The organism is Spirosoma sp. KCTC 42546, assembly GCF_006965485.1.
Taxonomy (GTDB): Bacteria; Bacteroidota; Bacteroidia; order Cytophagales; family Spirosomataceae; genus Spirosoma.
Map to the genome: position 1 here is coordinate 4,365,151 of NZ_CP041360.1, position 24,699 is coordinate 4,389,849.

Genomic DNA, 24,699 nt, shown 5'->3' on the forward strand with positions numbered 1-24,699 from the left:
CTTCATTTTCCCTCTCCCCAATCGAGTTGGATCTTTCGTCCCGTTTCGGCGGCTTGTAAAATGGCTCCGATCAGTTTCATATCTTTCCAGCCCTCCTCCCCCGATGCTTCGGGTTTGGTTTTCGTTCGAATGGCCTGAACGAATGCATCCATCTGGGCAATTTGCTGATAATGCGGAGAGGGTAGCTCCATGATTCCCCGGCTCGTAACACCCTGAGCGCCCGTCGCGTTGTAGGAAGGCTCCAGTTTAAACCAGCCTCGCTCGCAGGTAGCGTAGAGCCGATCTACATAGGAAGAATAGGTCGTACTGCAATGCGCTACGGTGCCGCCCGGAAATTCGAACTGCCAGAAGACCGTTTCGTGAATGTCTTTAAAATGTTCTTTATCAAACGTAAATGCCTGGGCTGTCACGCTGATCGGGTCCAGATTCAGCGTTCGACGGGCACCCTGAATGGCATAAATCCCTAAATCCATGATGGCACCTCCCCCACCAATTTTCTTGTCCAGGCGCCAGGAGTTTGGTCCCGGAACGGTGAATCCTAACCCCGATTCAACGACTTTTACATGCCCAAACGTGTTCTCGGCGGCTAACCGGCGCATCTCCAGATGATGCGGCTCAAAATACAGTCGATAGCCTACAGATAGCTGTACACCCGCTTTTTCGCAAGCCGTGATCATCTGCCGGGCTTCGGTTGCGTTCATGGCCATCGGTTTTTCACAAATCACATGTTTTCCCGCCTGAGCTGCCCGGATGGTGTATTCGGCATGCATGAAATTGGGAAGCACAACATAGATAATATCAATGTCGGGGTTATTCCGAATCTGGTCGAACGTTTGGTAATTGTAGATGTTCTTGGCTGGGATCGAATACTTCTCTGCCCAGGTTTTAGCTTTATCCGGCGATCCTGTTACAATGCCTGCCAGATAACAATTCTGGGTTTCGAGCAGTGCCGGAGCCAGTTGATTGGTGGCGTAATTCCCCAGGCCCACCAGCGCAATACCTACCTTTTTTGGTGCATCTTGCTGATTGGCAAACAAATCAAGAGGCCTTGCTAGCAATCCGCCAGCGGCCAGCGACAGAGTTTGAAGAGACGTTCGGCGTGAGATCTGTTGGGACATGAGATTCCGTTTTCAACTAATAGATACTAAAAATGACAGCCCGTTGCAACGATCAGGCTGTCTAATAAAGATTTAGTAACGTCTACTCCTCAACGGGTACCGGAACGGATGATTGATTGGAATCAGTAGGCCGGCCCTCTCCTTTTGGGCCTTTCCGACGTTTTTTCCGGCGTTTGGCTTTTACCGCTCCATCGGCATTCACCGGACGAGACTGCACAACACCGTCAGCTGTCCCAGACACTGGCCCTTCAGCCACGGGTGCTGTTATTTCCGGGCGGGGCTTCCGTTCCGCATCAGCCGATTGATCACGACGACCTTCACGTCGCTCGCCCGAAGCTGGTTTATTTCCTTCGCTCCGCTGGCGACCATCGCTTCGGCGTCCATCCCGACCGCCACGACCCGAACTACTAGTTCCCCGAGGGCCACCTTTGCCGCGCAACCCACTAAACCGTTTCGGATCAAAAACGGGCGATTTGCCCATCTCTAATGCTTCAGTAATCGACTGTTTATCAACCTCACGCTCAATTAGTCGCTCGATATTTACGATACGGTTCTGATCCTGATCGCTGATAAACGTAATAGCGGTTCCGGTGGTAGCAGCCCGCGCCGTACGACCAATTCGGTGAACATAATCCTCGGCATCGCGCGGAATGTCGTAGTTAACTACGTGGGTCAGATTGTCAATATCGATACCGCGCGACAGCACGTCGGTAGCCACCAGAATCGGAAATGCTTTGTTTTTGAAATCGCGGAGGACCACTTCTCGGTCGTCCTGTTCCAGATCAGAACTGATGCCACGTGCATCATACCCCAGTTTACTCAACGCCCGTACAATACCATTTACTTCTGATTTTCGAGACGTAAACAATACCATACTCAGTACTGGCTTGGTGCTGGTTTTAATTAGATGGGCCAGTAAAGGCAGTTTCTGATTGTCGAAGGCTAGATAAAACTGCTGGTCGATACCAGCAGCTGGCTTGGACACAGCCAGTCGGATTTCTTCGGGATCAGTCAGTATCTTTTTCGAAAACTCCCGGATTTTATTCGGCATTGTTGCCGAGAACAGCAACGTCTGCCGCTTCAACGGAATTTTCTCAACGATGTTCATGATATCGTCCGAGAAGCCCATATCGAGCATTTTATCGGCTTCATCGAGCACCAGATAGTCAATCTTATCGAACTTAACATAGCCAAGCTGAATGTGTGCAATGAGTCGGCCAGGGGTGGCAATGATGATATCAGCCCCGGTTTCGAGCGCCTTCCGCTGCTTGTCCCAATCATCGCCTTTGCCACCACCATAAATAGCGATGCTGTTGGCATTCACAAAATAACCGAAGCCCTCAACCTGCTCGTCGATCTGCTTGGCGAGTTCACGCGTAGGCACCAGAATGAGTGTACTGGTATGGTCGTGATTAGCATGGGAGATTTTATCGAGAAGCGGGATAAGGTAAGCCGCCGTTTTTCCGGTTCCGGTCTGGGCGCTGGCAATGAGATCACGTCCTTCGAGAATTTTGGGAATAGCCAGCTCCTGAATGGGCGTGGCCTTTAAGTAGTTCATGGCGTCCACGCCGGCCAGCAGGTCGTCGTGGAGATTGAATTCCTGAAATGTCAAGGTAACAGCTGAATGATGGTGAAACACAGCTGACCTTAACTTCCCGGTCAGCAAACCGCTTGATTTGAAACAAATATAACGAAAAATCAAGATTTAGCCAGTAAGCGCGTTCTGAAGCGTCCTTTCCCAATTACCTCCTCGACTCAACCGTATGCACCGCCGACAGTTTCTCCAAAACACCCTGGCAGGCAGTAGCCTGCTCACTAATACCAATCGCTTAGCGGAAACCCTGACATCTATTACTGATTTACCCAACTGGAAACTTCCCGATTTGCGTAAGGCGATTCCCGACTCCGTGCTTATTCGGTCAGTAGAGTTGTTAAAGACGCAACAACAATTGATGCTGGTGGTAACAGCCCAAAATGGAACCCGGGGCATCACGCAGTGTAACGATCGGATGCAAAATCTATCCTCATTACTAAAAGGTCTTGTTATCGAGCATTTTGTGGGGAAAGATGCCCGCGACCTACCGGAGTTGGTCGACAATGCGTATCGACTCAATTCGAATTACAAATATGCCGGTATGCCGCTCTGGAACAGTATCGGCTCGGTCGAAATAGCCGTCTGGGATTTGTTGGGTCGAATAGCCAGAAAACCCGTGTATGAATTACTCGGAAAACCCATCCGAACGCAATACGGTGTCTATATTTCCGATTTCGACCGCGGCACTGATTCAGCGGAGGTAGTTGTGGATCGATTAGCTCAGAAACTGGCTGCTACGGGTGCCAAAGGGGTAAAAATTAAGGTTGGTGGACGCATGCGTAACACACCCGAGGACGAGCACCGAACGCGGGCATTTGTCCCCTTAGTCCGAAAGAAATTAGGCGACAGCATCACCATATACGCCGATGCCAACGGATCATACACACCCGAAGAAGGTATTCAGATTGGGCGCATGCTGGAAGATAATGGAGTCGCAATTTTTGAGGAACCCTGCAACTTTGAAGACGAAGACGGTATCCGTCGGGTTAATAAAGCCCTAACAAAACTGGTGATGGCTGGCGGTGAGCAGGATACGAGTTTGTACCGATTCGAGCGATTGGCCCGAACGGATGTGTATGATTTGCTGCAAGCCGATGTCTATTATAATGGTGGCATCCTTCGCGGGTTGCAGGTGGCAGAAATAGCCCGAAGCTTTGGCAAACACATAGCTCCTCACACCCCCAAAGCGGATCCACTCATTGCTCCATTCTGGCATTTAGCGGCAGTTTGCCCAAATTTATATGGCCTACAGGAGACTGTTTATGAACTAAACAGCAAAGCCCCTACCTGGTACGAACCAGCGATTCATGTCCAGAATGGCACCATGCATATACCCAATACGCCAGGGCTGGGGATCGACTACGACGACAAAATCTGGAAATCAGCGGAGCGGATTGGTTGACAAGTTTCCAGAATCAGGCGGGTTCCAATTCGGATTGACTGGTGGAGGAACGGACAACGTAGCTTTTCAGAAGCTATAACCTACCAGTATTCCTGCTGAAAGCATTGACGATTTATTATCTACATATTCCTGAACAGCATTACTTTTTGCCCAAGGGCCTGATAAACTTTGTTCTATTTTTACTTCAGCAACTATTTTATGCTTATGTGCAAGCATTCGTTGCACGCCGGCAGAGCCAGAGAGACTTACCGTTATTAACCTGGGAATAAAGGCTGCTGTTGAATAAGTTCCGGTAGATGCATTTTCTACCTGCAACATATAGTCAGCCTGATTTTTACTGTATATATTTATGTTTGCATTTAACCCAGCAGTTCCATAATAGCCTGTAGTTTTTGAGTCTGGTGCCTGAACACGAAATAGTACTGGAATTTTAAAATGCCAATACCGAATATTTACCTCGCTTTTATACGTGTAATAGTATTGAACACGCGGAAATACTGGAAAATATTTTATAACTTCTGACGTAGGGATATAGGATATAAAACTATATCTATCAGGATAATCTCCAGAATTCAACCGATTGCTGGTGTACTTACCATTAAAGTTTTGGTATTCCATAAAAAGGCCGGTTTGAAAACCAATTTTTTTATTGAGCCTTGGGTACCTTACAAAAAACTGCACACCTATAGTTGGAGATATTGAGAAGTTGTAATTCTGCTTTACTAAATAATCATAACGTTCTTCCAAATTTGAAAATTTAATAAAATTTGTACTCCCACCAATATATAAATAACGCTCAATCTGCAACCAGGGCAGGTGTTTTTGCGGTATGTATGACGTTGATCCTACACAACGGTTATAAGACTCAAACAACTTTATTAATATATCCTGCCGCAAAGAATTACCAAGAAGTAGGCTATCAATATTGCCACAATCAGCCATTAAATAATATTTCAGATCATTGTAGTATTTTTTATCAGTAATAGAATAATGTTGTCCGTCTTTATAGCTCTCTTGTTGTACAATTAGTAAAGGAATAATAGCCGAAGTATCTTTTTGAGCAAAAAATATATTGCTATATTTATACAATGTAGCCTTCCCTGAAATCAGCAATTCAGCAAATACTTTTTTCTTGCCCTCTGATAGAGGCATATCTATTACATAATACGTTTTATCATTATTGATTGTAAAGGATTTTACATCGTCTGGATAGATAACTTTTGGTTCACTACTTATCTGTTTTTTGAAAAAGCACTGCTGCTGAGTCTTCGTGAATTTATAGTCGATAAGGCCATACAGTGTATCACTTTGGTTGTTAACTATGTATCCTTCCCGATATGGATTCGCTTTGCATGGGACAATTAAAATCGAAAAAATAAGTTGGAAAGCAATGAAAATTAAACTTAAAATTGATTTCATATATTAGTGTTATGTCACTCCAAATATATACACTTTAAGGAGATTCTATGATTAATAGATTCAAATTCACAGAAATGAATGAGATACTGGGTATTATATTTGCCATGGTTGTCTCAATTACAATTGCGAGATCACAACAATTACCCAAGCTGGAAACGGTGGCTGCGTTTGGCAAGTACCAGCCCATTGGTTTAGGCGTTTCCCAGACCAATCGCATTTTCGTTACGTTTCCAAAAAATCCGGACAACTACGATTACGGCCTGGCAGAAATCGTCAAGGGTGAACGACGCCCATATCCGAATGCCGAATGGAATCAGTGGGATTCGCTGAAAGCCCAAAGTCGATTTATCAATGTGCAGGCACTTTTCGTTGACCAGACCAATACGCTTTGGGTACTCGACCCCGCTAGTCCAGCTGGGCAGAAAGCGATTCCAGAAGGCATTAAACTTGTGAAAATCAATCTCGCTACCAACAAGGTCAAGAAAATTTATCGCTTTGAAGATTTACCCCGCGAGCGAACCGGCCTGAACGATGTGCAGGTTGATTCAAAACAACAGATTGCGTATTTGTCGGACCCTGGACGAGCAGCCATTGTGGTATTGGACCTGAAAACAGGGAAAAGCAGATCTGTACTAGAAAACGATAAATCGACAAAAGCTGACCCGAATTTTGTACTTACCATCGATGGAAAAGAGGTGCGCGACACAAAAGGAAATCCTTTCCGAAGCAACGTCAACGGCATTGCCCTGACACACGACTACAAATACCTCTATTTCAGACCAATTACCCAGACAAAGCTGTTTCGGATAGCCACTACTTATCTATCAAATCCAACATTATCTTCTACTGAGTTAGCCTCTCACGTTGAAATAATGGGTGAAACCGGCGTTTCTCATGGTATGCTGGCAGATAAAGTCGGAAACATCTACCTGACAGATTCGCCTGATAAAGCCATACGTTATTTTACGCCTGATCGCCAGTTAAACGTCCTCATTCAGGATAACCGACTGCTCTGGCCCGACAGTTTTGGCATTGGTACCGATGGTTATTTATACGTGACAGCCGCGCAACTACACCGCGGGAAACGATATAATAATGGGGAAGACAAAGTCGACTATCCATTTCGGTTGTATCGGGTAAAGTTGCCGTGATTTAAAAGGCCCCCTAATTTTGACTTAAAAAATCTAAAAAGGTCTGTGAATTTGTCATTCCGACCTTGGGAGGAATCTCAAGATTCGTATCAGTCAAGCTTGAGATTCCTCCCAAGGTCGGAATGACAAATTCTCTGCATTCATTCGCTGCTTACGTTGTACTTTTACGCTACAAATCCCGTAGCAATATGCTCAAACGTTTCCTTCCATTAACTTTAGTTACTGGCCTTCTTTTCCCATCAATTCTACTTGCACAAACCCCAACGCCATCAGCGTTAGATGACACGCTTCAACTCAATGAAGTTGTTGTTCGGGGCTATGCAACTAACCGGCGATTGCTGGAAACGCCTGCATCAGTAGGGCTCCTCACGCGCCGGGATTTGAACCAGCGTTTTGGTATACCTACACTTGTGCCTGCACTCAACACGATACCGGGTGTACGGGCCGATGAACGCTCGCCGGGGAGTTACCGGCTGGCGATTCGAGGAAGTGCCATCCGGTCGCCGTTTGGGGTTCGAAATATCAAAACATACTGGAATGAACTGCCACTAACTGACGCAGGAGGCAACACGCCCTTAAATGCGTTAGACGTTCGGGCACTGGGGCGAATTGAGGTTATTAAAGGCCCGTCGGGTAGTTTATACGGAGCCGGAACGGGCGGCACTATTCTGTTTAGCGGGCTGGCCGTTCCAGCGGGAAAGAGCAGCGTTGAAGTATCTGCGTTAGGTGGTTCCTATGGACTGTATGGCAATGGCATAGCGCTGCAAACCGGCAAAAATAATTCGGCCATATCACTCAACTATAATCACTTACAATCGGATGGATATCGCGATCAAAGTGCCATTGTACGCGACAATCTCAGCTTAATCGGGTCGTTCAATGTTAGTCCGAAACGAACAGTTTCAGTACTGGCTTTATATTCCGATTTACACTACCAAACGCCCGGTGGCCTGACCGAAGCGCAGTTTCTGGCCAATCCGCGCGCTTCCCGTCCGGCCACGGCAACGCTCCCTAGTAGTGCAGCTCAAAACGCTGGCATTTATCAGAAAGTAGGCTATTTCGGTTTGTCGCACGAATATAAATGGAGCGACCGCATTCAGAACACAACGGTCATCTTTGGCTCTACCACCGACTTTGCCAATCCGTTTATCACAAACTACGAGAAACGAACGGATCAGGGCATTGGCGGTCGAACAGTTACGCAGATTCGTTTCCCCAATAGTCCGTTACCAACGGTCGTTACGGTGGGCGGAGAGTTCCTGCGCAACTTTACCGTCGATCGAAATTTTGGCAATCGGGCCGGGGTGTCCGATACGATCCAGACGGACGAAGAGCTAATTTCGCGGCAAACCACCATTTTCGCTCAGGCCGAAACCGAATTACCAGGCCACTTTCGTCTGACAGCGGGCCTGAGCCGTAATGACGTTCAGTACGATTTTACCCGGTTCAAGGTTCGGGCCAATGGATTACCGACCGCGCTGATCACGCGCAATTTTGACCCCGTCTGGTTACCTCGAATAGCCCTACTGCGTACGTTTGGGCCAACTATTTCGGCTTTTGTAAGTATCAGTACCGGTTATTCGGCCCCATCGAGTCAGGAGGTACATCCATCGGCGGGTGGTTTCAGTACAACACTCAATGCGGAACGGGGTACCAGTTATGAAGTGGGCGTGCGGGGGTCGGCCTTCAATAGCCGATTGCGTTTCGATGTCGCGCTGTATAAATTGCAACTGCGCGAAACCATTGTTCGTCGGTCGGATGCTGCCGGAGCCGATTATTTTGTCAACGCTGGCCGGACTGATCAGCCGGGTTTAGAAGCGCAACTCGCCTACGATTTCGTTCTTCCTTCGGCATTCTCCAGCCCATCCGCATTTTCCCTTCTGCGTTTATGGAATAGTATGACACTCACGAATTACCGGTATCGTGATTATCAACAAGGCACCGTCGATTTATCAAACAATCGAATTCCGGGCGTGGCTCCCACCACAAACATAACCGGTATCGATGCCGAGACTAAATCGGGTTTTTACGCCCACTTAACCTATCAGTTTCTGCTGGAATTTGCGCTCAACGACGCCAATACGGCCTTGTCGAACCCAACCCAATTATTACAGGCGACCCTGGGTTTTCGGCGAAATCTGGGCCAGCACTGGATGATTGATGTATATGCGAGTGGAGACAATTTACTCGACCGAAGCTACTCATTAGGCTATGACCTGAACGCCGTTGGTAATCGATATTACAATGCAGCTCCCGGCCGGAATGGCATGGGCGGTGTGCGGTTAAGTGTGAAATGGTGAAGAAAAATAATGTAGAATGAAAAATGCACAATGAAAAATGATGGGTGGTAATTATAGGATTGTCCCTACCACTTAACTTGCCATTCCACATTATCTATTATCCATTATCCATTATCCATTATCCATTCTACATTAATCAAAAAGTTGCTCACCGTCTCCAACCTCACCAAAGCCTATAATGGGCATATTGCCCTGACTGTGCCGGAACTCCAGTTGCCCACTGGCTTTCATTATTTTCGGGGTGGCAATGGGTCTGGCAAAACCACCCTTTTCCGTACCGTAGCGGGCCTACTTCCGTTCTCAGGCGAGATTGTATTGGATGGAAAGTACGAAATCAGTCGCGATCCGGTGGCGTACCGAATGCGGGTCAACTATGCCGAAGCCGAGCCTCTGTTTCCGTCTTTCCTGACCGCCCGCGATCTGGTCGGCTTTGTCAGTACCGCCAAGCAATCGCCTGGGGGGCAAGTCGATACACTCGCTGGCTTACTGGGGGTCGATGCGTTCTGGACGAAACCAACTGGCCAGTTTTCGAGCGGCATGCTCAAGAAGCTATCCCTTCTTCTGGCACTACTTGGAGCTCCCCAACTAGTGTTACTGGACGAACCACTTACGACCTTAGACGTAGCTACAGCCGAGAAATTATTCGAGTATATCCGTCAACTCCATACGAACGAGGGAGTGTCGTTTCTGCTAACTTCCCACCAGGATGTCAGTCTGACTGGCTTGCCCATCACCAGTATTTGGCAGGTAAGCGCCGGGATTATTACACCCACAACTTAATCCTGCCATGCTGACCGTTCTCAATCGGGTTTTCATTGGCCCCTTCTACGCCAAAAACGCGGGCACATTCCTGGTAATCATTCTGTTAGCGTTTGGTTTTCTGAGTGCTGTCGAACACAAGGCCTTGATCACAGCCGCCCTTGGCTCACCATTCTTTCTGGCCATTGTGTTCGTTTTGTGGTTCCTGTACCTCCTGAAAACGATTTCATTTATCTGGCAGGAGTTAACGGCTCCAGAACACCTGTTTATGCAAACATTCTGGCTCATACCAACACCCAGGCGTTGGGCGTTGTGGCTGACGATTCAAACGGGTTTATTGTTTCCCATTATTGCCTATGCGGGCTGGATGGTGCAGTTAGGTGTTCATTACCAACGCTGGGATTCATTAAGTGCAATTGTTCTCATTATCCTGATCCTGATTGGTACTGGTGCCGCTCTGGCCGACTATCGACTCCGTCACCCCAGCCCCGATTCACTCCGGTTACCGCATCTCAACTTTCAACTCCCGTACGAACTCTTCTTTCCAACTTACTGGCTGCGGCACGAACCACTCTCGCTCGTGCTAACAAAAGCCTTTTCGGGGCTTTTACTGGCTGGCGTTTGCCGACTCTACCCAACCGACGATTACGACCAACGATTGCTCCTCATCGGTTTGTTATTGGCCGTATTAGGCCATTCGCAAGTGGGCGGACAGGTCAGCGCGTTCGAGCAGAAGTATTTGCTTTTTCTGCAAAACCTGCCTCTGTCCTGGCTACAGCGATTCGGTCGGTACGTACTCACCTATGGCCTGATCTGGCTCCCCGAACTCCTGATTTTAGTTCGCAACTGCCCAACCGAAATCCGGCTCGATTACGTCATCTGGCTCTGGCTGACGGGCTGGGGTGCGTTGTTACTCCTGCACAGTCTTGCTTACGGCCGCACGATTGAACCCGACCGCTGGCTGTCGGGCATTTTAGCCACGTTTATTGGTGGCTTGCTGGCGATCATGTTTGGCGTACCCGTTGGCGTGTGGCTGGTATTAGGCTGGCTAGGCGCCGTTGGGGCTTGGTATCGGTCGGTTAGATAGCGCGAACGTCTGCATCGGCGGCCCGGTTCGTTCGCGCTATCTTCCTACTCGCTCTTCAACACCTTGGCGGGATTATTCCGGGCTGCTTTTAACGTTTGGGAGCCAATCATCAAGAAAGCAAGAAGCATTACCAGCCCAATACCGATTACCAATTCACTCAGGCCGATGGGCTGGTGGTAGGCGAAATTGGTTAGAACAACTTTGTCGAAGAAGAAGTAAGTAGCCGGAAGGGCAACTAAGCTAGCGACCAGAAGTAGCCCTAAAAACCCTCTACTCAGCAAAAAAACCAGTCCCCCTTCGGTGGCTCCCAATACTTTACGAATACTAATTTCCTTTAAACGAGTTTCGGTAGTGAATACCACCATCCCAAATAGACCCAGAGAAGCAATGCAGATGGCCAGGAACGCAATGAAGCCGATCACCTTCACCATGACCGAGAACTGGCTATAAGCCTCTTCAATCTGATCATCATAAAATTTGGCCTCCAGCGGGTGAACTTTATCAAGCTTCCGCCATGCCTTGTCGATACTCGCCATGGTAGCAGGCAAATCGGTCGATGCGATCTTGACGTTTAGGTATCCCCAGGGCTCGTCGGCCGAATACCGGAACATGACAGGTTCAATCTTCTTATCCATTGTTCCATAATGAAAATCCTTTAGTACGCCCACGATGGTGAGCTTCTTCCCATCGACAGTCACCACGTTGCCCAGCGCTTTTTCAGGATCTCGTTTGGCAATGTTGAACCGTTTCAGCACTTGTTCATTCACGATGGCTTCGCTTTCTTCTCCTTTCTTTGGGCGTAACGTAAAGTTTTTACCAGCGACCAGCTTATGATTATGTACGGGCAAATAATGCTCATCAACCTGGTTGAGCCATACCATTGCCGAGTCGCGAGGGTCGGTATATTTCATGTTTGTTCCATGAATACTGCCCAGACTGGTAATCATCATGGATTGAGAAATTTCACGAACAGCCGGAATTTCCGATAGCTCTTTGGCCAATACATCCCCTTTATTCCCCTGCAACCGAATATTTAAAATATTTTCAGTTGTAAAACCTAAGTCGAACAGAACCAGGCCCCGGTATTGATTGTAGCCGATCAGGGTTGTGGCAATAAAAATCAACGAGAGTGTATATTGAATAACAATCAGTGCTTTACGCATACTGATCCGCTGGAACACCTTTACAGTTGACGCATCTTTTATGACTTGGAGTGCGTTGATCCGGGAGAAAAACAGGGCCGGTAAAAACCCGGCAGCAAGACCGACCACCATCGCGAAAACGAGAAAATACAGAATGATTCGGGGTGACAGATCAAGTGTAACCAGATCACCGATGTGGGGATCGAGGGCCAGGAATTGCGTTCGTAAGAACAAAAACAGGCCAAAAGAAAATACCAGGGCCATTAGGGCAATGATCACCGATTCGGCCATGAACTGCCCGAGTACATGGCTTTTCATCGCACCGATAATTTTACGGATGCCTACTTCCCTAGAGCGTCGGAGTGAGCGGGCGATGGAGAGATTGGTGTAATTAAAACAGGCAGATAGGATAATAATGAAAGCAAGCCCCCCTAAAATCCAGATAGCAATTGGCCGCATGGTGGGCCCAATCGAATTATCGAGTCGCTTGCTTAATACAACTTCGTTTAACGGCTGAAGCGCCACAGTAAACTTTCTATTTTTTAGCGCAGCATTCTCTTTCGCATTCAGTTTATCGAGCGTCGGTTGTAACGATGCAGGATCGCTGGTTGAGGGCAGAACCAGGTAGACATAGTTCTGCCAGACGTTTTCCCAGCCATGAAAATTAGGATCTTTTTTGGCTAGCAACGCATCAGCCGTAGCAAACGAAACAAGGGCATCAAACCGTAAGTGCGACAGTTTGGGAACATCTTTCGCAATGCCCGTAACCGTATAATTCAGCGAATCAAATCGGACGAACTTGCCTAGCGGGTCAACATCACCGAACAGCTTTTTTGCCGTTTTTTCGGTTAACACCAATGAATAAGGCTCTTTGAGAGCCGTAGCCGGATCTCCTTTTAGTAATGGGAATGAAAATACCTTGAAGAATGAATTATCTGCCCAATAGGCCTCGAATGGTACAACCGTTTCACCTACATGGGCATCGCCCGAAAAACCATTGCGAAGAATCGTTAGCTCATCTATTCCGGCTACCGTTTTCCGAATTTCCTGCCCAACTTTTACCGAAGTAGACGCTAATTCCACAGCGGGCTCATCCAGGTTCTGATACGACGTAATGACCCGGTATGTTCGGTCTTTTTTTAGTTGAAAGTCATCGTACGAGAGGAAATCGGAGATCAGGGAAATAACGAGCAAGCCCACCGACATGCTAACGGCCAGTCCGAAGATGTTGATGAACGAAAATAATTTGTTGCGCACCAGACTGCGCCGGGAGGTTTTGAGGTAGCTGCCAATCATGATCCAGTGAATAAAAAGGTTGAGGAAATCAGGTTTCCGAATGGTGTATAGTCTGAAAAACTTCAGGGCATCGAGGCAATAAATCCACCGGGCACGTCCAGGCCCTTTGGTTTTCAGGTTGCGCTCAAAATATTCATTCAGATCGCCCTGTAAATCTTCAAGTAAGTCGGGCCGACAATACCACCGAATCAGGTGTTGCGCCCAACGGGGCGGTTGAGCTACCTGCGATTTGTCGCCTGACCGATTGTTCTGGTTATCGAATCGGTTCATATGGAGCCCTCCAGATTAAATCCGGGAATTATACGCCAGAGGGACTCCCGTACATCTTTAGCGTTGGTTAACGCCACTTTACCCGCGTGTGTCACTTCGTAATAGCGTTTGCGCTTACCCCCTCGGGTACTGGTCGCTTCCCCCATCCGGCTTTTCACCAACCCCTTCTCTTCCAGTCGATTCAGAACGGCATGCACAACGCCCAGTTTCGCAGCCCGCCCGGTGTGTTTCTCCAGTTCATCGCAAACGGCCACACTATAGGCGTCGTTCACAAGTGCAGCTATCGTTAGCAACACTAATTCTTCAAATTCCCCCAGGTTACTCCCCTTCATGGGATTATGCTTTTGATTTAATTAATTCTCCAAATGTATGTAAAATGGAATTATTAATTCAGCATTTGTATGTAAAATATCTTTGTGACTGTGATTATCCCTAGCAAATGGTGTTAGTCACCTTTTTGCCCAACAACGAGCACTATACAACTTTTCCAATGAAAAATTTGTATCTTCGATGGTATAAATCAAGAAGACGATGGAAACGCAACAGCCAACAACCACTAATCGGGAAGCGTACGAACGGTTCTTAAAGGGTGTCAAGCGCATGGTCGCTGAAAAAGAAGAAGAGCGGAAGACGGCAGTCGAACGGTATCAGAACGACCCTCATTTACAGCAAACTATAGCTGAACTCAGACAATTGAATGGAACCAAAGAATCCACTGCTAACTAATTATCCTTTTCGCTTTGAAGGAGGTAATGACAATAGCTACGCGTTTATAACATCAACTGGCATAGCCTATTTAGTCCGCTTTAAACCCACTCCATACATTATTAATGAGTAGTGGGTTTTTCATACCGATGTTTACGAATTAGTAATCGATCTGATCGATAATCCTACCGGAAAGCCTCCTTCACTTGATCTTGTGGTTCCGGCAACACTTGCCGCCATAATCCGAGATTTTTATACCCGTACGAGCCTAGCCATCACCATTTACATCTGCGACTCATCGGATGGGCGACAAAAGTCGCGGGAGCGTAAGTTTGCCAGCTGGTTCCAGGCCTATAATCCGGGCAATATGGTTCGCTTAGATTATATGATCCAAGATAAGAATGACGGGCATGCCTACTACATAACCTTAATAACCAGCCTCTGGAATCCACATATTCACGATATCATTACCGAATTCCAGCGGGTTGCCAATGGGTATAACGACCCAAAGTAATCAACTGTTAGTGCGCCGTAATCTGATCAAGAATAGCATTGGCGTGCGCTCCGGTTTCTCCCGTGCTTGGGCATTTTCCTTCGCCCCGAAGTTCGTTCACAATCGACTCAATGAGAGGTTGTTGTATGTTTTCTGGGGCTGGAATGGTGTATTCGACGGTTCCGGCTTCCGTTTCTACCCTAATGAGTTTCATCTCAAAAAAGGAAAAGGAGATTTTCCCTTTAGAACCAATAAGCTGCGTTTCTTCGATGCGCTGTTCTTTATTCACCGTGTAGCACCAGGTGCCAGTTCCCAGAACGCCCGATTCGAATTCAAAATTGGCCACAACAATGTCGTCGGCCTGATATAAGCCAGCCTGATTTCGGGCGATTCCGCTGGCGGTTTTGATGGGGCCAAGCACATATTCCAGGTAATCGAACTGGTGCGACGCCAGGTCGTGAAAATGCCCGCCCCCCGAAATTTCGGGATCTACGCGCCATCTTGGTTTTGGATTTTCACCCACTTCTTCGTCATAGGGTTGCCAATTCAACTGAACCCGAACGTACCGAATGTCGCCAATAACTTTCTCATCGATCAGCTCTTTTATCTTCAGAAAATACGGCAGCGCCCGACGGTAATACGCGACTAACAATGGCATACCGGTTTCCCGGCTCACCTGATTCATGGCTTCGCATTCGGCCGCATTTCGGGCCATCGGTTTTTCTACGTAGACCGGTTTACCAGCGCGCATCGCCCGAATAGCATACTCGGCATGGGTGTCGGGAGGGGTGGCAATATAAACCGCATTGACATTGGGATCATTGATCAGAGCATCGGCATCATCGTACCAGGTAGGCACATTGTGGCGTTTGGCATAATCGGCGGCTTTCTCGGTATCTCTCCGCATAACAGCCACTAAACTCGAATTTGGCACTTTAGTAAAAGCCGGGCCGCTTTTCACTTCGGTCACATTTCCGCAACCAATAATCCCCCATTTCAATTGATCCATAGTCTAACAAGGAGCGCTACTGGCTTGATTGGTTTCTCGCATACGCTCAAAAATAAAAGCAGATTTACGCAGAATCTATTCATCCGCTGCGTAAATCTGTCAAATACACTAAACGTTAAATTAGCTCTTCTTCTGCTTACCGGCCAATGCCTGCTTCTCCGACATCTGGGTGATAGCCGTTACCAGTCGGTCGAGGTCTTTTGGAGAATGATACACGTGGGGGGTTACCCGTACGCCATGAATATTTTCCCAGTCAATGCCGGTTGTGTGGATTTTGTACTTATTCAACAGCTGCCCATCCACCTCGCTGGTTTTCATCCCGTCGATGGAAAACAGGCCAACGGCACCCGCAAATTCAGGTTTGAGCGAGGTGTGGATTTTAACACCGGGTAAGTCCTTAACCCGCTCCATCCAGTAATTTTTAAGGTAATGTGCGCGGGCAAACTTACGGGCAGAACCAATGCTATTGTGAAAATCAACGGCTGTACCAATGGCCATTTCAGACGCAAACGAGCGTGTACCTAAACTCTCAAACTTCCGAATGTCGGGACCGTCGGGTTCGTTGTTCGACAATAACGCCCACACGTTGCGAATCTTGTTTTGCTTGATGTACAGCATGCCGCTGCCGAAGGGCGCACATAGCCATTTGTGCAGGCTGGTAGCATAGTAATCGGCACCCAGGTCGGGTATTTTGAAATCGAAAAGGGCAAATGAATGGGCACCATCGGCAATTACTTCAATGCCGCGCTTGTGGGCTTCATCGGCTATTTTCCGGACGGGCATTACCTGCCCGATCCAGTTGATCATGTGGGTAATATGCACCACTTTCGTTCGGGGTGTAAATGCCTTGACATATTGTTCTGTCAGGTATTTATCGTCCTCGCTGGGCAGTTCTAAATCCAGAAACACGAGCTTGATGCCATCCCGTTTTTCGCGCTGTTTCCAGGCGTTAAGCATGTTGGGATAATCCTGTTTGGTCAACACTACCTCATCACCCGCTTTCAGATTTAGTCCGAAAATAACCGTATTTAGTCCTTCAGTAGCGTTTCGATTAATGGCGATCTCTTCCGGTGAGCAACCGCCTAAGTCAGCCAGTTTTTCGCGCAGGGATTCGCGACCCTGATCCAGAATCCGCCACATGTAGTACGATGGCGCTTCGTTACAATACTGGTAAAACCGGATATGCGCATCCTGCACCACTTTGGGCTGCGGACAAACGCCCCCGTTGTTAAGGTTAAGTAACGTCGGCGATACCGTATATTCCGATTTTACCCACGACCAGAAGTCTTCATCCTGCGCCCATTGGGCCGCTGATTTTAGCCCGGAATCGGCGGTAGAAATAGGGCTGGCAAAGGTTTCAGGCAAAAACTGTGGCAGTGTGAGGGCACCGGTTGCTACGGCTGCCGTTTGGCGGAAGAAGGTCCTGCGAGTAGACATGACGAGGTATATATCTGGAGATGAACGAGGCACAGTAAACCTACACATTTTTACCCAAAATAGCCCCAGAAAGCGCTTATTTGGCATAAAATTCTCCAATAAGCTATAATAGCCAATGATTATATAGATGTTGGGGGAGATTTCAACTAAGAATAACAACCAGGCCAGAATTTTTACGCTTCATTCTCTTCAGCTCGCTTCCGCTATTTTTTCGTGAGCTTCTTCCAGATCCTCTTCATCGGGCTTGGGAATCTCGACTTCTGCTTCCACAGATTTAGCTACGTATGCTAATGAAATAAACATTGGAAAATGATCCGACCCACAATTGGGCAACCGTCGGATCGCCCGTAGTTGAAAGTGCCCCGAAACAAATACGTGATCCAGGGGCCAGCGAAGAAAGAAATAGCCTGCATGAAAAGTATTGAACAGGCCTCGCCCAACACGAGGATCTAATAATCCACTAATTCGTTGAAACAGACGGGTGGTGTGCGACCAGGCTACATCATTTAAATCGCCGGCTACAATGACGGGCCCAGACTTTGTTCGCGCTTCTTTACCAACCAGCAAGAGTTCGGCATCCCGTTCGGTAGATCGGTAGTGCTCTGTGGGGCTGGGAGGCATCGGATGAACCCCATAAAAGTGGATTAACTGGCCTGAGGGTAATTCAAGCTGAGCATAAACAGACGGAATATCGTCCTGAATTAAAAAACGGAGTTCATGGTGCCGAATTGGAAAACGAGAGTATAGTAGAAGCCCATAGGTATTCTCTAAAGGATACAGTATTTGGTACGGATGGGTCTCCTGTAAAGGAGCTAGTTCATCCTGCCATTTCTGGTTGGCTTCCAGCACAAAAAGTACATCAGGTTTGTATTTGTTGGCTAATGCCAATACTTCCGGCATCTTGGTATTTTCCATAAACACGTTTGCCGTTAGCAGCCGTATAGTACTGTTTTCCAATTCCTCATGGTTCTTTCGACTGGATAAAGAGAGAACCTGCTTTGGATGGAGAGGGGTAAACGGATAAATTAACCAGCCCTGATAAAAGAGCGTCGCCAGAAGCCCTATGGGCACAATGATCAGATAACCATCCCGATGATGACCCACTAAAAGCCACGCAAGAAGGCCAAGTGCAGCCAGTACAGTAAGTTGTAAATGCGGAAAATCCCACATTCGAATCCACCAGTAATCGAGCCTGATTAAGTTTATAAATGAAGCCGTTAGTATAAAAAGAGAGTAACCAAGCAGAAGAGAATCAAGGGTGAGCATAGTGATCGCACTAAGAGTAGTTGGGAACCTAACTTAAAAGTGCATGGCGAAGTTTAATCAACTGTACTCTCCTTACTGCTCACTTCCAATAATTCCATACAGCTTGCGCAACCTTAGCAATTACACCTTCTCGCGTAGTCTGATCCGCTTTAGAGTCCGAAACAAACACAGCAATCGCGGTATGATGCCCATTGGGTAAGGTTATCAACCCCACGTCGTTGGTGGCGGCCGTTAGTCCATCTATGGTCCAGGATGTACCGGTTTTGTGCGCGACTATGGTTCCTGCTGGCAACAACCCTTTCAGCCGGTGAAGGCCCGTTTCTGTTTCCGTCAATAAGCGCAGTAATAGCGTACGACTGGAAGCAGAAAGCCCCTTACCTTCCTGCACAGCACGCAGCAAGATAACAGCTTCGTTGGGTTTGGCCCAGTTACGGTATTGAACCGCGTTATCGCTACCAATTTCCTTTTCGGTATTGGCAACGATGATTCCATTGATACCCAATGTATGTAAGTAGTTCATAACCACTTTCGGTCCACCAAGTACACGCAACAACACATCACTAGCCGACCCATCGCTCTCTGATACAGCATAACGTAATAACTCGGCAACGCTGACATCCGCACCAGTTGGATATTTGTCCCGGAGTGGGCTATGTTGCCGTTCTGATACATATTCGCTCGGCGTCACATGGACAACTTGCTCCAACGTCAATTTCGTCTGATCGACCTGCTGTAATACAGCCATACCAATCGGCATTTTGTAGACGCTTTGCATCGGGAATTGCTGGTCGCCATTCAGGGTTACCGTTTCGCTTGTTTCGAGAACGGTGGCGGTCACCCCTACCCGCCCCTGAGCTGTTCGGGCAATCTGCTCAAGTTGATTACGAAGGCTGTTGATCGACCTCCGCTTCGGTAACGGGTTAGACGTTGACTGGCCCGATAAGTTTATAGTAACGAAAAGAGCAAGTGCAAGCAACGTGAATTTTGTCATGAAACTGGTTGATTGCCCGTGAAATTAGTACAAGCAACTGTAGTTAGTCAGGTGGCTACATTGGTTTTTCTGGCGAGGGTAATAATTCTCGCCAGAAAAACCAAAAGCAACTTTCAGAGTCGCTTTTGGTTCATAATCTAAAAAAATCCGGGTACTTAACCTCCCATTACGGAAACTTCGGAAACTTACTGAAGTCTGGCTTTCGTTTTTCCAGAAAGGCATCTTTTCCTTCTTTCGCTTCTTCGGACAGGTAATAGAGCAGTGTGGCATCACCCGCCAACTGCTGAATACCCGCCTGACCATCTAATTCAGCATTGAACGAGGCTTTGAGCATCCGAAGTGCAATCGGGCTTTTTTCCAGAATTTTATGGCACCAGGCAATTGTTGTTTCTTCCAGTTGATCGAGAGGAACAACCTTGTTGACCAAGCCCATGTCCAGCGCTTCCTGTGCATCATACTGATCGCACAGGAACCAGATTTCGCGGGCTTTTTTCTGACCCACCACCCGTGCCAGATACGAAGCGCCAAAACCGCCATCGAACGAACCCACTTTAGGCCCAGTTTGCCCGAACCGGGCGTTATCGGCGGCAATGCTCAGGTCACAAACGACATGCAGAACGTGCCCCCCACCAATGGCATAACCCGCCACCATAGCGATAACAGGCTTCGGAATACGCCGGATTTGCATTTGTAGATCCAGCACATTCAGGCGTGGTACTTTGTCTTCGCCTATGTAGCCACCATGCCCACGGATGGACTGATCGCCACCGGAGCAGAACGCTTCACCACCTTCGCCGGTAAGGATAACGACACCAACCCGTTCGTCCTGGCGAGCTAACTCCATCGCTTCCGACATTTCCTTAACCGTCAGCGGAGTAAAGGCGTTTCGTTTGTGAGGACGATTGATACTGATCTTAGCAATTCCGTCGTAATAGCTAAACAGAATTTCCTCATATTCTTTAATGGTTTCCCAGGGGTAATTGCTTTGCATATGACTTATAGATAATGGATAATTAGTAATGAATAATGGATAATGAATGCTTAGATAGACTCATTGTACATTATGCATTACTCATTATCCATTTTTTCATAATTGGTTTCGTGATACTGTACATCCCAGGTATGATCGGCCATCATGCGGACGGTGGCGAGGCAGCGTTCAAACGGGAACTTACGGCCCCATTCGTTTGGGCCGATCATTGAGAGCAGATCGGTGCCGTTTTTTCGCTGATAAAAATGATAGGTATGGCCAACCACAGGCTCAAAATTCATTTGAGCCGAGTAAATCCGCTCCGAGATTTCGACCCGGTTCCGAATGGCCGTAGCCTGTTCGGCCAGCAACTGCATTTGCTTGTACAGCTGACTAAGCTGCATGTCCGTTTGTTCGCGCATGGCCGCCACCGCCCGTCCTGTAATCTTACCCTTGTCTTCGGGGCGAATAACAGCACTACCGGCTGTGTGTGCATAGGCCAGCAGGCCCGGTGCTTCGGCAACTTTATCCGGCGAAATCGGATTGATGATAACTTTCGCTTCTTCCATAGTTGTTAATTGGGTAACCGCCCTGCAAACGTGTTTGTTCGCTGTCGTTGAATGACAAAAAATAACGCATCTTTACACCGTAAAACGGCACAATGCCACAAAAGTACGCGAAAACCGTTATGGAAACTACCCTTCCTACAATGGATCAGTCAACAATGCATCGGCAGGAGTTTCTGCGGCTAGTCGGCACCAGCATTGGCGCCATTCTGCTAACGCGCTGTATGGCCGGTTGTTCTGGACAAGGCAATGCGGACCCCACTCCTGATCCAAGCCAGAAAGTCGATTTTACCCTTCGATTGGATGATAAAGCAAACGAAAACCTGCTGGTAAAAGGCGGATACGTGATCGCGAATGGGGTTATTGTGGCTCAGACGAAAGATGGCCAGTTTGTAGCCGTCTCAGCCGACTGTACCCACGAGGGAACCCAACTCGTCTATAAATCAGCGGATAACATGTTTTACTGTCCGCTTCATCTCTCCCGTTTCGACACGTCTGGCAAAGTAGTTGTTGGTCCCGCCACGCTCCCCCTAACTAAGTATACGACCGAGCCAAATCTTACAGCGGGTACCGTGCGGGTGCATAATTGAATTTTATAATGGATAATGTAAAATGAACAATGGATAAGGTTGAGGACTATCACTCATTATCCATTGTTCATTTTACATTATCCATTTCCCATTTCATCATGTTCCTCCCCCCCACCCATTCTGACTCGTGGCCTTTACCGCAAACACCGTATGAAGCGGAGGCTCTGGAATTTTGTCGAGCCTGGTTGAGTGGTCAGACCGAATTTACGCTTCATACCTCTGGCTCGACCGGAACGCCTAAACCAATTCGGCTCACGCGGGTGCAAATGCAGGCGAGTGCGTATCTGACCGGGCAAACACTTGGTTTACAAGCGGGTGATGCCGCCCTTGTCTGCCTGAACATTCATTATGTAGCGGGTGTCATGATGCTTGTTCGTGGGCTGGAATTGGGCTTACCCATGACCATTATTGAACCAACCAGCAATCCACTGCTTGATTTTTCTACAGAACGGTTTGCGTTTACAGCCTTCGTACCCCTGCAACTTCAGGCTATTTTAGCATCTAGCAGTTCGCCAGATTGGTTAACCAAACTAGCTATACTGAACGGCATGAAGGCCATTTTGGTGGGGGGAGCAGCCACGAGCCCATCTCTGGAAAAAGCGCTACACCTAATAACCGCTCCTGTGTATGCCACCTATGGCATGACCGAAACCGTCTCCCACATCGCTCTCCGACGACTCAATGGCCCCAATGCCAGTGACTTGTTTACGGCCCTCAAAGGAGTCGAACTCGGCACTGATGAGCGCGGGTGTCTGCACATCACCTCAGCAGCTACGAACGGGGAGCGGATTCAGACAAACGATGTTGTTGATTTAATTGATCCCACACATTTTCGACTAGTAGGTCGGGCCGACCGGGTTATTAATAGTGGCGGAGTAAAAATACAGCCCGAACAGGTAGAACACGTGATCATGAATCAGCTAGCTAAATTAGACTTAGGTAGCGAAAGCACGAATAGACGCCTTTTTGTAACGGGTTTGCCAGACGAACGGCTGGGGCAACGGGTGGCGGTCGTTTATGAGCGGGGAGCAGGGGGCAGGGAGCAGGGTAATTATAACCTGGATAGCGATACCTGGGTGCTTCTGCAGGAAGCCGTTCGGAAAAAATTAGGCCCCTATGCTGTACCAAAAGAACTCATTGCAGTGGCTCACTTTTCAGAAACACCCACCGGTAAGGTTGATCAAAAAGCGACAGTTGCACAAATACGCTAACTTTGCGACCTGTTAACCGACGTTTTATGTCTTTCAAAAGTCTTCAGATTCGCTTTCAGACCGCCCGGTCCTTACCTGCACCTTATGCGTATTTTTATACCCTGAACCTTGATAAAGTTGCTGGTAACGCTATTCAGGTCAATATCGACATCACCTATCCCGATCGTGATGATATCGACGACGATGAATTAATTGCGGAAGGGTTCACGCGTGATGACGATTATGTATGGTCAGGTCAGCTACCCAAAACCTGGTGGGAGGCCATCGCTAATCTGGTCCGTAAAACGCGTCTGCAACCAATTAACGAAGACGAACTGGACGAAGACGATGATTTCTGGGACATAACGCTTGAGACGGATAACGGAACCAAATCTCAGGGAAAGCCAGCCAAAGCCGATGATTGGCAGTATTTAATGCAGGAACTCATCCAGGCGACTTATGAAGCCGTTGGGCGGGAACGGCCATTTGACTTAGTATATCTGAGTATCGGAGGTCAGCCGGGTGAGCAGGAAATTAGGCTAACCGCTTCCTTTGCCGACCGAACCGTTAAAATAACGACGGTAGAAAACCGACGCGAACAGACCAAAATGCTTCCGTGGTCAACGTTGCAACACGTTATGGGGCAGGTTTATAACAACGACTACGACCCTGATGATGCCCTGCTCAAACGCCCGAAACAGGAAGGCCAATGGCTCAATCTGGGTACGGAAGAATGGTACGACATAAGTGGCCTTAAGAACCTGGTGAAGATGTTCCGGGGACTTTGATGAACTATCTGCTTACTCTCCTACTTTTTGCGGCTACAACTGTACTGGCGCAGACTGCCAGTAAACCCAGAGCCCGTGATTTAGGCATTCCATTCAATGGGACGCCGGGAAAATTTAATGCCATTACGGATGTACCAGGTGTGCTGGTTGGATACAAAACCAGAATTGAAGGGTCAGGCAAATGGGTTCTGGGAAGCGGTCCCATCCGAACCGGCGTAACGGTGGTGATGCCCGTTGGTAAAACTGATAAAAGCTACCCGGCGGGTTATTTCATTTTCAATGGCGACGGTGAAATGACCGGCATTCCGTACATCCATGATTACGGAACGGGTTACGGCCCAATTGGTATCACGAATACCAACAGTGTTGGTGTTGTCAGAGATGCCATTGGTGCCTGGTGCCACCAGAAATTCTCGACCAAAAATCCGCTTGATTTTTCCTTTGGACTACCCATTGTCGGCGAAACCTGGGATGGTGTGTTAAACGATATAAATGGCCTCCACATACAGAAGGAGCACGTATTTTCGGCTTTAGAAAGTGCTGGTTCCGGCGCGATTCAGGAAGGAAATGTGGGTGGAGGTACGGGTATGGTTTGCTATGCATTCAAAGGTGGAACCGGTACAGCTTCACGAACCTTTACAATTGGTAATCGAACCTATACCATTGGTGTTTTAGTGCAGGCCAATTTCGGCCGCCGACCCGATTTGTTGGTTGCAGGCATGCCTGTTGGAAAGGAAATTTCGGATCTGATGCCCGTTATCAACGAGAAAGATGGCTCGATCATCGCTATCGTAGGAACGGATGTGCCGCTTGTGTCTTCCCAATTGAACTTAGTCGCAAAACGCGTTACCATGGGGATTGCCCGCACGGGTACGTATGGTACCAACAGCTCGGGCGACATTTTTATGGCCTTTTCGACCAGGCAAGCCGAACAGGACTCCACAACCAAATTAACAACCTACCAATCCGTTGATAAGTCAAGTCTGGACCCGGTGTTTAAGGCAACCGTAGAAGCCACAGAAGAAGCCATCATCAATGCCCTCGTTGCAGCAGAAACAATGGAGGGCATCAATAATCATAAAGTGTATGCTCTCCCCCACGACCGAATGCAGAGCGTTTTGAAGAAATACAATCGACTGCAAAAGGTCGATTAAAT

General features: G+C 47.9%; 22 protein-coding genes. 11 read left to right on the forward strand and 11 right to left on the reverse strand.

The window, feature by feature from the left end; genetic code table 11:
* Positions 1-2: 2 nt before the first annotated feature.
* Both EXU85_RS17810 and EXU85_RS17815 read right to left on the reverse strand, forming a co-directional pair.
* The gene (locus tag EXU85_RS17810; RefSeq protein ID WP_168207813.1) at positions 3-1,118 is read right to left on the reverse strand and encodes a Gfo/Idh/MocA family protein; all 1,116 of its coding nucleotides are present in this window, start codon (positions 1,116-1,118) and stop codon (positions 3-5) included.
* An 82-nt stretch (positions 1,119-1,200) separates the two neighbouring features.
* Positions 1,201-2,676 (reverse strand): DEAD/DEAH box helicase, encoded by a 1,476-nt coding sequence (locus EXU85_RS17815; RefSeq protein WP_142776752.1) that lies wholly within the window; start codon positions 2,674-2,676, stop codon positions 1,201-1,203.
* Positions 2,677-2,881: 205 nt separating this feature from the next.
* On the opposite strand from EXU85_RS17815, the gene EXU85_RS17820 reads away from it, so the two are divergent.
* Entirely contained in the window at positions 2,882-4,114 is a 1,233-nt protein-coding gene (locus tag EXU85_RS17820) for a mandelate racemase/muconate lactonizing enzyme family protein (RefSeq protein ID WP_142773378.1), read from the forward strand.
* A gap of 66 nt (positions 4,115-4,180) precedes the next feature.
* Here the strand turns inward: EXU85_RS17820 and EXU85_RS17825 are convergent, their stop codons facing one another.
* On the reverse strand, positions 4,181-5,533 hold the full coding sequence (locus tag EXU85_RS17825) for a hypothetical protein (RefSeq protein ID WP_142773379.1): 1,353 nt from the start codon (positions 5,531-5,533) through the stop codon (positions 4,181-4,183).
* A 74-nt stretch (positions 5,534-5,607) separates the two neighbouring features.
* Here EXU85_RS17825 and EXU85_RS17830 point away from each other — a divergent pair, with 74 nt between their 5' ends.
* From EXU85_RS17830 to EXU85_RS17845, 4 genes are all read left to right on the forward strand, one after another.
* Positions 5,608-6,684, forward strand: coding sequence for a major royal jelly family protein (locus EXU85_RS17830; protein ID WP_246859141.1), 1,077 nt, complete (start codon positions 5,608-5,610; stop codon positions 6,682-6,684).
* A 188-nt stretch (positions 6,685-6,872) separates the two neighbouring features.
* Positions 6,873-8,984 carry a TonB-dependent receptor gene (locus tag EXU85_RS17835; protein ID WP_142773381.1) on the forward strand — a complete coding sequence of 704 codons (2,112 nt, stop codon included), beginning with the start codon at positions 6,873-6,875 and terminating at the stop codon, positions 8,982-8,984.
* A 144-nt stretch (positions 8,985-9,128) separates the two neighbouring features.
* Positions 9,129-9,764 (forward strand): ATP-binding cassette domain-containing protein, encoded by a 636-nt coding sequence (locus EXU85_RS17840; protein WP_142773382.1) that lies wholly within the window; start codon positions 9,129-9,131, stop codon positions 9,762-9,764.
* 7 nt (positions 9,765-9,771) lie between these two features.
* A complete protein-coding gene (locus tag EXU85_RS17845; protein WP_142773383.1) occupies positions 9,772-10,830 on the forward strand; it encodes a hypothetical protein in 1,059 nt (352 codons plus the stop codon).
* A 44-nt stretch (positions 10,831-10,874) separates the two neighbouring features.
* Here EXU85_RS17845 and EXU85_RS17850 read toward each other — a convergent pair whose 3' ends face one another.
* Positions 10,875-13,538, reverse strand: coding sequence for an ABC transporter permease (locus EXU85_RS17850; protein WP_142773384.1), 2,664 nt, complete (start codon positions 13,536-13,538; stop codon positions 10,875-10,877).
* Positions 13,535-13,870: a PadR family transcriptional regulator gene (locus tag EXU85_RS17855; protein ID WP_142773385.1), complete on the reverse strand. Its 336-nt coding sequence runs from the start codon at positions 13,868-13,870 to the stop codon at positions 13,535-13,537. Before EXU85_RS17855 ends, EXU85_RS17850 begins: the two co-directional genes overlap by 4 nt.
* Before the next feature lie 199 nt (positions 13,871-14,069).
* On the opposite strand from EXU85_RS17855, the gene EXU85_RS17860 reads away from it, so the two are divergent.
* Both EXU85_RS17860 and EXU85_RS17865 read left to right on the forward strand, forming a co-directional pair.
* Complete coding sequence (locus tag EXU85_RS17860; RefSeq protein ID WP_142773386.1) at positions 14,070-14,264, forward strand: hypothetical protein; 195 nt, start codon at positions 14,070-14,072, stop codon at positions 14,262-14,264.
* Between the two features lie 193 nt (positions 14,265-14,457).
* Complete coding sequence (locus EXU85_RS17865; protein WP_142773387.1) at positions 14,458-14,757, forward strand: DUF6169 family protein; 300 nt, start codon at positions 14,458-14,460, stop codon at positions 14,755-14,757.
* 7 nt (positions 14,758-14,764) lie between these two features.
* Here EXU85_RS17865 and EXU85_RS17870 read toward each other — a convergent pair whose 3' ends face one another.
* The 6 genes from EXU85_RS17870 to EXU85_RS17895 form a co-directional block, all read right to left on the reverse strand.
* Positions 14,765-15,745: a Gfo/Idh/MocA family protein gene (locus EXU85_RS17870; RefSeq protein ID WP_142773388.1), complete on the reverse strand. Its 981-nt coding sequence runs from the start codon at positions 15,743-15,745 to the stop codon at positions 14,765-14,767.
* A gap of 120 nt (positions 15,746-15,865) precedes the next feature.
* On the reverse strand, positions 15,866-17,182 hold the full coding sequence (locus EXU85_RS17875; protein ID WP_142773389.1) for an aminotransferase class V-fold PLP-dependent enzyme: 1,317 nt from the start codon (positions 17,180-17,182) through the stop codon (positions 15,866-15,868).
* A gap of 189 nt (positions 17,183-17,371) precedes the next feature.
* Positions 17,372-18,448, reverse strand: a complete 1,077-nt coding sequence (locus EXU85_RS17880) for an endonuclease/exonuclease/phosphatase family protein (protein WP_142773390.1) — start codon at positions 18,446-18,448, stop codon at positions 17,372-17,374.
* A 79-nt stretch (positions 18,449-18,527) separates the two neighbouring features.
* Positions 18,528-19,439 carry a class A beta-lactamase, subclass A2 gene (gene bla, locus EXU85_RS17885; protein ID WP_142773391.1) on the reverse strand — a complete coding sequence of 304 codons (912 nt, stop codon included), beginning with the start codon at positions 19,437-19,439 and terminating at the stop codon, positions 18,528-18,530.
* A gap of 166 nt (positions 19,440-19,605) precedes the next feature.
* The gene (gene menB / locus EXU85_RS17890; protein WP_142773392.1) at positions 19,606-20,430 is read right to left on the reverse strand and encodes a 1,4-dihydroxy-2-naphthoyl-CoA synthase; all 825 of its coding nucleotides are present in this window, start codon (positions 20,428-20,430) and stop codon (positions 19,606-19,608) included.
* 77 nt (positions 20,431-20,507) lie between these two features.
* Positions 20,508-20,978 carry a DUF2452 domain-containing protein gene (locus EXU85_RS17895; RefSeq protein ID WP_142773393.1) on the reverse strand — a complete coding sequence of 157 codons (471 nt, stop codon included), beginning with the start codon at positions 20,976-20,978 and terminating at the stop codon, positions 20,508-20,510.
* Between the two features lie 119 nt (positions 20,979-21,097).
* Between EXU85_RS17895 and EXU85_RS17900 the strand changes: the two genes are divergently transcribed.
* From EXU85_RS17900 to EXU85_RS17915, 4 genes are all read left to right on the forward strand, one after another.
* A complete protein-coding gene (locus EXU85_RS17900; RefSeq protein WP_168207815.1) occupies positions 21,098-21,565 on the forward strand; it encodes a ubiquinol-cytochrome c reductase iron-sulfur subunit in 468 nt (155 codons plus the stop codon).
* Between the two features lie 98 nt (positions 21,566-21,663).
* Positions 21,664-22,776, forward strand: coding sequence for an AMP-binding protein (locus EXU85_RS17905; protein ID WP_142773395.1), 1,113 nt, complete (start codon positions 21,664-21,666; stop codon positions 22,774-22,776).
* 26 nt (positions 22,777-22,802) lie between these two features.
* Positions 22,803-23,543, forward strand: coding sequence for a hypothetical protein (locus EXU85_RS17910; protein WP_142773396.1), 741 nt, complete (start codon positions 22,803-22,805; stop codon positions 23,541-23,543).
* Positions 23,543-24,697: a P1 family peptidase gene (locus EXU85_RS17915; protein WP_142773397.1), complete on the forward strand. Its 1,155-nt coding sequence runs from the start codon at positions 23,543-23,545 to the stop codon at positions 24,695-24,697. Before EXU85_RS17910 ends, EXU85_RS17915 begins: the two co-directional genes overlap by 1 nt.
* Positions 24,698-24,699: the final 2 nt, after the last annotated feature.

Excerpts from the sequence above, each read along its gene's own strand:
- EXU85_RS17855 (WP_142773385.1), bottom strand. The coding sequence starts at position 13,870 with ATGAAGGGGAGTAACCTGGGGGAATTTGAAGAATTAGTGTTGCTAACG.
- EXU85_RS17880 (WP_142773390.1), bottom strand. The coding sequence starts at position 18,448 with ATGCTCACCCTTGATTCTCTTCTGCTTGGTTACTCTCTTTTTATACTA.
- EXU85_RS17870 (WP_142773388.1), bottom strand. The coding sequence starts at position 15,745 with ATGGATCAATTGAAATGGGGGATTATTGGTTGCGGAAATGTGACCGAA.
- EXU85_RS17825 (WP_142773379.1), bottom strand. The coding sequence starts at position 5,533 with ATGAAATCAATTTTAAGTTTAATTTTCATTGCTTTCCAACTTATTTTT.
- EXU85_RS17830 (WP_246859141.1), top strand. The coding sequence starts at position 5,608 with ATGAATGAGATACTGGGTATTATATTTGCCATGGTTGTCTCAATTACA.
- EXU85_RS17860 (WP_142773386.1), top strand. The coding sequence starts at position 14,070 with ATGGAAACGCAACAGCCAACAACCACTAATCGGGAAGCGTACGAACGG.
- EXU85_RS17835 (WP_142773381.1), top strand. The coding sequence starts at position 6,873 with ATGCTCAAACGTTTCCTTCCATTAACTTTAGTTACTGGCCTTCTTTTC.
- EXU85_RS17875 (WP_142773389.1), bottom strand. The coding sequence starts at position 17,182 with ATGTCTACTCGCAGGACCTTCTTCCGCCAAACGGCAGCCGTAGCAACC.
- EXU85_RS17895 (WP_142773393.1), bottom strand. The coding sequence starts at position 20,978 with ATGGAAGAAGCGAAAGTTATCATCAATCCGATTTCGCCGGATAAAGTT.
- EXU85_RS17905 (WP_142773395.1), top strand. The coding sequence starts at position 21,664 with ATGTTCCTCCCCCCCACCCATTCTGACTCGTGGCCTTTACCGCAAACA.
- EXU85_RS17915 (WP_142773397.1), top strand. The coding sequence starts at position 23,543 with ATGAACTATCTGCTTACTCTCCTACTTTTTGCGGCTACAACTGTACTG.
- EXU85_RS17815 (WP_142776752.1), bottom strand. The coding sequence starts at position 2,676 with ATGAACTACTTAAAGGCCACGCCCATTCAGGAGCTGGCTATTCCCAAA.
- EXU85_RS17845 (WP_142773383.1), top strand. The coding sequence starts at position 9,772 with ATGCTGACCGTTCTCAATCGGGTTTTCATTGGCCCCTTCTACGCCAAA.
- EXU85_RS17900 (WP_168207815.1), top strand. The coding sequence starts at position 21,098 with ATGGAAACTACCCTTCCTACAATGGATCAGTCAACAATGCATCGGCAG.
- menB (WP_142773392.1), bottom strand. The coding sequence starts at position 20,430 with ATGCAAAGCAATTACCCCTGGGAAACCATTAAAGAATATGAGGAAATT.
- EXU85_RS17820 (WP_142773378.1), top strand. The coding sequence starts at position 2,882 with ATGCACCGCCGACAGTTTCTCCAAAACACCCTGGCAGGCAGTAGCCTG.
- EXU85_RS17850 (WP_142773384.1), bottom strand. The coding sequence starts at position 13,538 with ATGAACCGATTCGATAACCAGAACAATCGGTCAGGCGACAAATCGCAG.
- EXU85_RS17810 (WP_168207813.1), bottom strand. The coding sequence starts at position 1,118 with ATGTCCCAACAGATCTCACGCCGAACGTCTCTTCAAACTCTGTCGCTG.
- EXU85_RS17910 (WP_142773396.1), top strand. The coding sequence starts at position 22,803 with ATGTCTTTCAAAAGTCTTCAGATTCGCTTTCAGACCGCCCGGTCCTTA.
- bla (WP_142773391.1), bottom strand. The coding sequence starts at position 19,439 with ATGACAAAATTCACGTTGCTTGCACTTGCTCTTTTCGTTACTATAAAC.